Consider the following 9,569-nt stretch of genomic DNA (forward strand, 5'->3'; position numbering starts at 1 on the left):
TCCGCTCGTCCCCATCGCCCGGCCGTCCCACGGCACCGATCGCCACATCCACATTACGAAGAGCCTCCCGACCTGCAGAAAGGCCGGTGGTCATGCCCCTAATCAGCGGTCTGTCGATGCCTCCGGAGCCGGTGACACCACCCCCCAGGCCATGCGTTCGACAGGGGGAGAAAGTCATGCCAACTCCGGAGGCCGGGCGCCCCGTTGCGGGGCAACCAAAACGGTAATGGGGGGCCTGTACAAGGAGGCTTATTCAGGGGGGTTCGTAGCCCGATTTCCTTGATCATGAAGAGGGCTGTCTGTAAGCAGTTCTTTGGGCCCCACCGTGACAGTGGTTTCTGGCCCCATTGATGTACCAAGTTGATTTGGCTCCACCTGGGGTGTTCCAGTGACGCCCACGAAAGGGAGGACCCGCCCGCCCTGGCTACTTCGCGACCGGTGGCGTAGTTGAGCGACCCACGGCCGGAGCGGTTCGTGCTCGCGAGCGGGAGCTACACGGACATCGCCTGATCTTGCTGCGGTGTGTGGAGGCTCTTCAAGCTCGTGCGGTAGCCGAGGGCCATGGAGTAGGCCCTTGGCCACCGCTCGGGATGCCCGGTTGGGTTACCGGAGGTGCCCCCTGGCCGTTCCTGGTGTGGAATCCCAGAAGAAAGCGCGGACCTGCGATCCGTGCCGAGCGGAGGAGCACGCTATGTCGACGGCGACCAAGCCGAGCATTGTATTCGCGCACGGGCTGTGGGCCGATGGCTCCTGTTTCAGCAAGGTGATCCCCGTGCTGCAGCAGGAGGGGTACGAGGTGGTGTCCGCCCAGAACACCTTGGAGACATTGGAAGGCGACGTCGACGCGGTCTCCCGCGCGCTGGCGCGGGTCAGCAGCCCGGCCATCCTGGTGGGTCACTCGTGGGGCGGATTCGTCATCACCGCGGCCGGCACCGACGACCGCGTCGCCGGACTGGTCTACATCGCCGCACTGGGCCCGGACGCCGGCGAGACCCCGCAGGACCTGATCGCCAAGTACGACGCCCCGCCGCTGTTCTCCCACCTCGACGTTGAGGACGGGCGTATCTGGATTGCCCGGGACGGCATCTCGCACTTCTGCGGAGACCTGTCCGAGCAAGACCAGCAGCTCGTCTGGGCGACCCAGGGCGCGCCGCCCGCGGACCTTCTCTCCACCGCCAAGACCGACGATCCCGCCTGGAGGTCGAAGCCCAGCTGGTACATCGTCGCCAAGCAGGACCACGCCATCAACCCGGACCTGGAACGCTTCATGGCCAAGCGCATGGGTTCCACTACCGTCGAGGCCGACACCAGCCACGTCACGATGCTCTCCAACCCCGCACTGGTACTCGACACGATCCGAACCGCCGCGAAATCGGTGTAGGAAACCCCAGGGGCCGAGCCTCCCCCCGGCTCGGCTGGTCCGATTGGCGACGTCGCCACCAGGCCCGATCCCAGGCCAGCCGCTACAGCGCAAGCCGCTCAGGTATGAAGATCACGATCTACGACTGGAGTGACTAGGGCGGAACGGATCAGCGAGGCCCTGGAGCTGCACACAGAACGGTGCAGTGCGCAGGCCATCAGCCCGGACGCCGCGGCTTCGGCCCCGTTCGGCCCCGGGACAACCCCAGGGCGACGTGCCCACGTTGGAGTGAATGCTGTGGGCCGTCCGCCTCGCGACGACAGGGTGTGGTCCGTCGTTCACGGTCATGTCGGGGCCGTGTCGTTCGGGTACACGGTCATGTCGGGAGGCCGGGGTGGGTTCGTCGCGGGTCGAACTGTTTGCGAATATCCGCAGGGACAAGCGTCTTGATCCCTCGCTGTCACAGCGCGCGTTGGCGGAGAAGTACGGCACTGAAGTTTCCCCGTGATCCTGGACACTCGATGTTTACGCTGCGAGGGCGTGCTGGTGTCGCTGCCTGGTCTCGGCCGGGGTGAGGTAGCCGAGGGTCTTGTGTTTGCGCAGGCGGCGGCGGTTGTAGAAGGTTTCGATGAAGTTGAAGACGTCGGCGCGGGCTCTGGCCCGGTCGGGCCAGATGCGGGTGCCGATCTCTTCTTTGAGGAGGGCCCAGAAGCTTTCCGCGGCGGCGTTATCGAAGCAGGATCCGGTGCGTCCGCAGCTCTGCCGCAGGTTCAACTCCGCTATCTCACTGCGGAATTCGGCTGATGTGTATTCGCTGCCGCGGTCGCTGTGTATGACGCATCCGGGGCGGAGTTCAGCCCGCCCCTGGGCCATCTTCAGGGCGTCGGTGACGAGGGAGGCCCGGTGGTGGTCGGCCATGGCGTAGCCGACGATCTCGCGGGTGGCCAGGTCCAGCCAGCAGGCGAGGTAGAGCCAGCCCTCGGCGGTGGGCAGGCAGGTGATGTCCCCGACCAGCTTGGTACCAGGGGTCTCGGCGTGGAAGTCGCGGCCGATCAGGTCCGGGGCCGGCCGGGCCTTCTTGTCCGCTCGGGTCAGTGAACGCCGCTTGCGGCGGGTGACACCCTGGATGCCGGCCTGGCGCATGATCCGGGCGACACGCTTGCGGTTCACCCGCCGGCCCCCACGCCGCAGCTCGGCGTGGATCCGCGGCACCCCGTAAGTCTTGCGGGAGGCGATGTGCAGGACGGTGATCTCGTGGGCGAGAGCGTCGTCGGCTGCCCGGCGGGCCTGGCGGCCGGCTTCGCCCTCGCACCAGGCGTAGTAAGAGGAGCGGGCGATCTTCACCGTCCGGCACAGCAGGGTCACCGGATAGCAGGCCTTCTCCGTGTGGATGAACCGGTACAGCACGCTCACCGGTCGCTCTCCTTCACGAAGAAGGCCGTCGCTTTTTTCAGGATCTCGATCGTCTGCTGCTGCTCACGGTTCTGCCTGCGCAGGCGCTTGAGTTCCTCGCGTTCGGCGCTGGTCAGCCCGCCCGGGGCGCCCTCGCCACGGTCGGCCTGATCGCGGCGGACCCAGTTGCGCAGACTCTCCGGGCTGACCCCGAGCTCCCGGGCGACCTCGGTCACCGTCCTGCCGGAAGACCGGACGAGCGCGATCGCGTCCCGCCGGTACTCCGCCGAGTACCGCTTCGTGTACTTACTTCCCACCTGGCACTACTTCCTCTGGAACCACACGTCCCAGTCTCCAGGTGTCCAAGACCAAGGGGAAGCTTCACCCTCGACTGTGTCATCAACGACGACGTCGCCAAAGACCGCCAGTCCTTCATGGACGCCGTGGTGTCCGAGAACCTCGACCGCGAGAACTTCGACCCCATCGAGGAGGCGCTGGCCGTAGAGGCCCTCGTCGCCGCTTTCGGAACAGGCCGTGCGGTCGCACAGCACTACGAGCGCGTCGACGGTTGGGTGTCCCAGCGCAGGGTCCTTCTGGAACTCGCCCCCGCCGTTCAGAACCTCGTGAGAACGCGGGCCATGGCGTTGGAGCCGGCCCGCCGGCTCGGCAAGCTCACCCGGGACCAGAAGTGGGACGAGGCCAAGCAACTCGCGTGGTGGGAGCAGGAGCAGGGCGACCGGCAGACACAGGCTGAGGAGCGTAAGGCCAGGCGGAAGGCTTCAGCCGGCCACGCCAAGCAAGTCGCTTCGACCGCACCGTCGATGGGTTCCGCCGCTACCAGTGCTGCGGCGGAGGTTCCGCACCCGCGGGTGGATGCTGCGCCCGCGGGCGCCCCGGATTCGGACGACGACTGGATCCACATCGCCAAGGTCAAGCGAATGGACTGGAGCGATCCCGAGAAGATCGCCATGGTGATCATCGAGAAGATGGACGGAGCGCAGCGGGAGGCCGTCATCGACTGGCTCATTGCGGCTCGCGAGCATGCGCCCGTGAGCCGGGAGGAGGCGGTGTCCGGCGGTCCCTGTCTCTGATGCTGGGTCATGTGGGTGGGCCCCGCCCGGGTTTGGCGGGGCTCACCCACAGCGACCACCGATGATTTCTGTGGGGGGGCGTCACTTACAGAAGTGTTGCATCAGGCTGGCGCCGTACGGTAGATGCGTGCGGTGGTCACACGGACTTCTCGAGGGTGATGCGAACCGTTGCCCAGCGAGAGGCTGCTGGGGCATAAGCGGGCCTGCCCCGTCTGGTGCGTTCTGCGAGTCTGGCTCTGCACCCCTGATCCGGGCCGGTGGCCTGGTATCAGGTGAGCTGTGGGACGGGGTGCTCCTGAGCATCCCGTGAATGATCAAGGACTTCCGGCTTTCTGTCTTCTTTCGTCGGCCTCAGGAGCAGTTCACCTGATTTCTCCCAGGATGCCCTGGGCTTCAGCCTGGGGAGGAATGGGTCCTTGGGGCGGAGCCGCGGAGCGGCGGAGTTCTCTGCGCATCTGTTCTGACCTGCACTCTCTTCCGTTGTCAGTGGCGGGTGTTAGGTTCCGGTCGTGACGAGAGCAGCGATGGCCGAGCAGGTGACCGGGCGCGCCCGGTACACCTACCGGCTGCGCCTGTCGTCCACCGCCCGTACCACTCTGGAAGCGGAGTGGGGTCGGTGTCGTTGGGTGTGGAACGAGTGCGTGGCGATGTCCCGCAAGGTCCACAAACTCAACAAAGCCACCGAGACGAAGACGACGTGTGGTCCGGCGCAGCTCGGCAAGATGCTGACCGACGCGCGTCGTTCGATGTCCTGGCTGCGCGATGGCGCCTCGGTGCCTCAGCAGCAGTTCATCCGGGACTTCGTGAAGTCCCGTGCGAAGGCGCTGGGGGGCATCAAAGCGAAGATGCCGATGAGGCAGCGGGCCGGGATGCCCCGGATCAAGCGGAAGCGGGGCGCGGCGCCGTCGTTGAACTACACGCAGCGCGGCTTCCGGCTCAAGGGCGGTCGTCTGCACCTGGCCGGCGGGATCGTCTTGACGGTGGTGTGGTCGCGTGAGCTGCCCAAGCCGCCGTCCAGCGTCCGCGTGTACCGGGACAGCCTCGGCCACTGGCATGCCAGCTTCGTTGTCCCCACCGTGGCCGAGGCCCTGCCGGAGACCGGCGCCGCGATCGGCGTCGACTGGGGCGTGAAGGAGACCGCGACCACCACCAGCGACACCCACGACCTGCCCCACGCCCAGCACGGCAGGACTGCTGCTGCGAAGCTCGCGCACTACCAGCGGATGATGGCCCGGCGCCGCACCCCCAAGAACAAGCCCGACACCAAGGGTTACTGCAAGGCCCGCCGGGCAGCGGCGAAGGTGTCCAAGAAGATCGCCCGGCAGCGGCAGGACACCGGACGCAAGTGGGCCAAGTCCGTCGTCCGCGACTTCGAACACCTCGCCGTGGAGGACTTCCGCCCGAAGTTCCTCGCGAAGACCACAATGGCCCGCAAAGCGGCCGATGCCGCGATCGGCGCCACCAAGACGGCCCTGATCGAGATGGCCCGCAAGCACGAACGCACCGTGTACCTTGTCCACCCCGCGCACACCACCATGGACTGCGCACACTGCGGAGCGAGAGCCAAGCACCGCCTCCCCCTCGCCGAGAGAACATATGCGTGCACCGCCTGCGGAACCGTGTCCCCCAGGGACAAGAACTCCGCCCGCGTGGTGCTCGTCCGGGCTGGTCTCAACCCGGCTAGTGCTGATCTTGTAAGCCCTGCCACCTGCCACCTGCTAGGTGTCAGGCGAAGTGAGCTAGGAATCCCCTTCCTTTAGGGAGGGGAGGGGTCAATACGCCCCCTCGCTGAATGCTTCCGCGAACTTCTCGTTTCAGCCGGCCGGGGGTTGGCTTGTGGCTTTGAGGTTCAGGGGCGGGCGGGCGGTCAGGTCAGAACGGATACTGTTCCGCCGGCGCCGGCGCCGGCGCCGGGGTGCCGGGTTGTACGGCGAGCCTGCCGGTGGCGGGTCCGCGGACAGGCCGGAATTTTTTGGTGACGGTGGCTTTCGCGTAGGTGAGGGACGGGGCGGCTTCCTCGGCGTCGATCTCGACGACGGTGCGCTGTTGTCCTTCTTTGTCGTTATAGGTGTGCTGCTTGAGGCGTCCGGTGACGATGACGCGCATGCCGCGGGTCAGGGTTTCGGCGGCGTTTTCTGCTGCCTGCCGCCATAGCGTGCATCGCAGGAACAGGGGTTCGCCGTCGGTGAACGCGCTGCGGTCACGGTCGTAGACGCGTGGAGTGGATGCGACTGTAAAGTCGGCGACCGCAATGCCGGAGGCGGTGAACCTCAGCTCTGGATCGGCGGTCAGGTTGCCCACGACCGTGACTGCGGTTTCGCCCGCCATGATGCCACCCCTCAACGCTCCCGAGTACATGCAAGACCACCGTACTGGGCCCGTATTGTTGGCCGCGGCGAGCTGTCAGGGCTGGCGGCGGCACCGTGCGACTGGCCGGGTAGTGGACACCGCGCAGTGGAAGACATGCGGCGATCCATGCCTTCGGCCGATACCTCATTGGCAAGCGGAGCGAGCTCGGAACTGGCTCAGTCATACCGGAGCTCCGCATTCCCGAGACGTCTTCAAGGTTGGTGACTGGGCGGAATTCGGTGGTGTGGCTGTGAGGGTGCCCCCGAGGCCATGTGTGAACGCGGCCAAGCGAATGGTCTCGGGGGGTGGAGGACCATTGGCCCGCTGTTTCCACTGGTCCCCGGGGGTTTCCCTGCTCCATGATTGTATGTGATCTTGGAGGGCAGGGCGCGGGGTCCTTAGTCCTTACCTGGAGAGTCTTTGGTCCTGAGGCTTTCCTTCGGGCTTCATGCGACGGGCACCGGTTTCCCCGGAGCAGGGCGGGGCAGGCCCCGGCCCAGGTGACAGGACTGCTCGACGCATCCGCGCGTGGGGGCGAGCCTGTCCTCCGGGACCTTTCATCGCCTCGTTCACCTGTTACCGGTGGCGCGGGGCGGAGAAGGAGCCGTGCGAGCGGCGCCGCCGGGACGTCGAGCTGACGGACCGGTGGGCGCCTCGGGGTGAGGCGGCTGGTCAATGGCCGTGCGGGACGGGTCGTTGCTGACGGTATGGAAGGTGTGTTGGTTCTTCCTGGGTGCCGCCCGGGGCACCCAGCCCCAGGTCTCTCGGGCGGCATGTGGAGCCGGTCCCGCCCGAACGGATGGGACGGTGCGGGGCCGGTCCGATGCGCAGCCTCGGGAGGGGCTACATGTCAATAAATACCTGATTTGTTTTGTATGTCCGGTGATTGGTGGTGGTGTGTCCGAGGTGAGCGGTCACCGGGGGCGGTCACACCGGGCCGGGCGGGGCACCTCACGGTGGCAGTGTTGTTTCCGCCGCAGATGAGGTCGTTGCCGCCCATGCCGTTGACGATGTCGTTTCGGGTGAGGGTGAGGGCGAAGATGATGTTGTTGCCGTTGGTGCCCCTCAGGATCTTCGCAGCGAGGGTCCGTATAGACCTGCGCCCCGGCACCTTGTGTGCGGGTGCCGGGGCATAGCCGGGGTGCTGGTGGGTGGGTTTGTTAGCAGCTGATGCGGGTGTCGATGGTGTCGGTGTTGCAGGTGTCGGTGCCTGTGCCGCCGTTGGCGGTGTCGGTTTGGCCGTCGATGGTGTTGAGGGTGTCGTTGCCGTTGTTTCCGTTGGCGGTGTCGTTGTCGGGTCCGGCGTTGATGGTGTCGTTGCCGTTTTGGCCGTTGATGGTGTCGTTGCCGGTGCCGGCGTAGATGAGGTCGTCGCCGTTGGCGGCGTTGATGGTGTCGTTTCCGCCGAGGGAGCAGATGACGTCGTTTTGGTTGGTGCCGGTGAGGTTGTCGTTGCCGGTGGTTCCGATGAGGGTGCAGTTGTTGGTGTTGGTGAGGAGGGTGCTGGTGGTGGCGGTGTCGGGGGTGGCGTCGTTTTGGGCGGTGACGGTTGCGGTGTTGTTGATGGTGTTGTTGGTGGTGCCGGTGCCGGTGGGGCCGCGGGTGGGTTCGGCGGTGAGGGTGATGTCGGCGCTGTTGCCGGGGGCGAGGGTGGGGAGGTTGCAGGTGGCTTGTCGGTGGTTGTTGGGGGTGATGGTGCAGGTGCCTTGGGTGGGGTCGTCGGGGGTGATGCTGGTGATGAGGGCGGGTGAGGTGCCTTGGAGTGTGTCGGTGAGGGCTACGTTGGTGGCTGGGGTTTGTCCGTTGTTGGTGATGGTGATGTGGTAGGTGGCGAGGCTGCCTACGCTGACGGCTGGTTCGGCTGTTTTGGTTACGGTTACTTCGGTCTGCTCGGCCGGGATGGTGTAGGTGAGGGTGAGGGTGGGGATGTCGGCGGGTGCTGCGGTGGTGGCCTGGCCGGGGGCGGGGGTTCCGGTCAGGAACGATGATCCGGCTCCGCCACCTCCTTCTTCGCTGCCGGCGCCGCCGCCGAAGTAGCCGCCGCCGCCACCACCAGCATTACTATTACCAAGGCCGTTGCCGCCTAGGCCGGATGAGCCGGATTCTGCGGTGGCGCCGCCTTCGCCGGCGCCTTCGCCGCCGGTGTTGCCGGCTCCTCCTCCTCCTCCTCCGAAGAGACTGCCGCTGCCGCCGCCGCCTCCGGCCACGTTCGGGGCGGTCGTGCCGCCGGTGCCGCCGCCGTCACCGCCGTCGGGGTTACCGGACCCGCCGATGCCGCCGATGCCGCCGGGTTGGCCGTCTTGGCCGCCGCCGATGCCGATGCCGCCGCTGCCGCCGCCGCCGCCGCCCGTGCCGAAGTCGCCGCCGTCCCCGCCGCGGTTCGTGCCATTGTTGCTGATGCCGCCGGGGCCGTTGCCTGAGCCGCCTCCGGCGAGGCTGGCAGCGCCGCCGCCGCCGGAGGCGGCGAGGAGGTAGTTGGTTTCGGTGGGGGTGCAGGGGCCGCCGGCACCGCAGGTTTGGATGGTGGTGGCGCCTCCGCCGCCCCCGCCAAAGTTGTTGCCGTTGCCTCCGCCGTTGTATCCGCCCGGGTGGGTGCCAGAGGTGTTGTTGTTGCCGTTGGTGCCGGGGGCGGCGATGCGGATGCGGAGGTTTTGGTTGGGGGTGGTGGTGAGGGTGGCGTTGGTGATGGTGCCACCGAGTCCGCCGGGCCTGACGTTAACGCCACCGCTGTTTCCGCCTTTTGCTCCGGTGGCTTCGGTGATGCCGAGTGAAGTGACGCTGTTGGGGAGGGTGAGGTTGTATTCGCCTCCGCCGTCTTGTCCGGGGAGGGGTTGGCCGGTGTTGGGGCCGTTGAGGATGGTGAGGCCGGTGTAGGTGCAGGTGACGGTGATGGCGCCGGTGTTTGGGTCGGTGACGGTTTCTGGGGTGGGGGTGGTGCCGTGTGTGCCGATTACGGTGCCGCAGGTGGGTTGGGTTTGTGCGTGTGCGTGTGCGGGGGTGGTGAGGGTGAGGGTGGTGGTGGCGAGGAGGGTGATGGCGCAGGTTGCTGCGCGGGTGTGGAGTCTGTGTGGCCGGGGCGCCCTATTTTTGCCGGGTGTGGTGGGCGGGGTGGTGGTGTTGGGCATGTGGGGTACTCCCGGCTTTCAGATGGTTTTGGTTTGTTTGGGCTGATTTTGCCCCTAGTTGTGTGGGTGGGGTGGGTGTTGGTGGGTGGTGTCGTGGGGTGGGGGTGGTGTTGTCACACGTCAGGCCCTGCCGTGTCGTGGGGCGGCCTCCGGCGTTTACTGTTCGTTTATCGGACTGGGCTAGAGACGTGGGTCGAGGTCTTCTGTGGCCTGGTGGCTGTATGTGACCCTGGAGGCGAAGCCGGAAGGCCC

The 9,569-nt window shown here is 66.7% G+C and carries 7 protein-coding genes; 3 read left to right on the forward strand and 4 right to left on the reverse strand.

Annotation, left to right across the window (positions count from 1 at the left end; translation table 11 throughout):
* The first annotated feature begins 691 nt into the window (after positions 1–691).
* On the forward strand, positions 692–1,381 hold the full coding sequence (locus AC3IYI_RS42250; protein ID WP_489411927.1) for an alpha/beta fold hydrolase: 690 nt from the start codon (positions 692–694) through the stop codon (positions 1,379–1,381).
* Positions 1,382–1,885: 504 nt separating this feature from the next.
* Here the strand turns inward: AC3IYI_RS42250 and AC3IYI_RS42255 are convergent.
* Together AC3IYI_RS42255 and AC3IYI_RS42260 are read right to left on the reverse strand one after the other, a co-directional pair.
* Positions 1,886–2,773, reverse strand: coding sequence for an IS3 family transposase (locus AC3IYI_RS42255; RefSeq protein ID WP_489408528.1), 888 nt, complete (start codon positions 2,771–2,773; stop codon positions 1,886–1,888).
* Positions 2,770–3,069, reverse strand: coding sequence for a transposase (locus AC3IYI_RS42260; RefSeq protein WP_489408527.1), 300 nt, complete (start codon positions 3,067–3,069; stop codon positions 2,770–2,772). Before AC3IYI_RS42260 ends, AC3IYI_RS42255 begins: the two co-directional genes overlap by 4 nt.
* Positions 3,070–3,186: 117 nt before the next feature.
* Between AC3IYI_RS42260 and AC3IYI_RS42265 the strand changes: the two genes are divergently transcribed.
* Both AC3IYI_RS42265 and AC3IYI_RS42270 read left to right on the forward strand, forming a co-directional pair.
* A complete protein-coding gene (locus AC3IYI_RS42265) occupies positions 3,187–3,843 on the forward strand; it encodes a hypothetical protein (protein ID WP_489411926.1) in 657 nt (218 codons plus the stop codon).
* A gap of 524 nt (positions 3,844–4,367) precedes the next feature.
* The gene (locus AC3IYI_RS42270) at positions 4,368–5,603 is read left to right on the forward strand and encodes an RNA-guided endonuclease InsQ/TnpB family protein (RefSeq protein WP_489412246.1); all 1,236 of its coding nucleotides are present in this window, start codon (positions 4,368–4,370) and stop codon (positions 5,601–5,603) included.
* A gap of 112 nt (positions 5,604–5,715) precedes the next feature.
* Here AC3IYI_RS42270 and AC3IYI_RS42275 read toward each other — a convergent pair whose 3' ends face one another.
* Both AC3IYI_RS42275 and AC3IYI_RS42280 read right to left on the reverse strand, forming a co-directional pair.
* On the reverse strand, positions 5,716–6,171 hold the full coding sequence (locus AC3IYI_RS42275) for a single-stranded DNA-binding protein (RefSeq protein ID WP_489411925.1): 456 nt from the start codon (positions 6,169–6,171) through the stop codon (positions 5,716–5,718).
* 1,181 nt (positions 6,172–7,352) lie between these two features.
* The gene (locus AC3IYI_RS42280) at positions 7,353–9,317 is read right to left on the reverse strand and encodes a calcium-binding protein (RefSeq protein ID WP_489412245.1); all 1,965 of its coding nucleotides are present in this window, start codon (positions 9,315–9,317) and stop codon (positions 7,353–7,355) included.
* Positions 9,318–9,569 lie beyond the last annotated feature (252 nt).

Source organism: Streptomyces sp. GL_148, assembly GCF_057834205.1.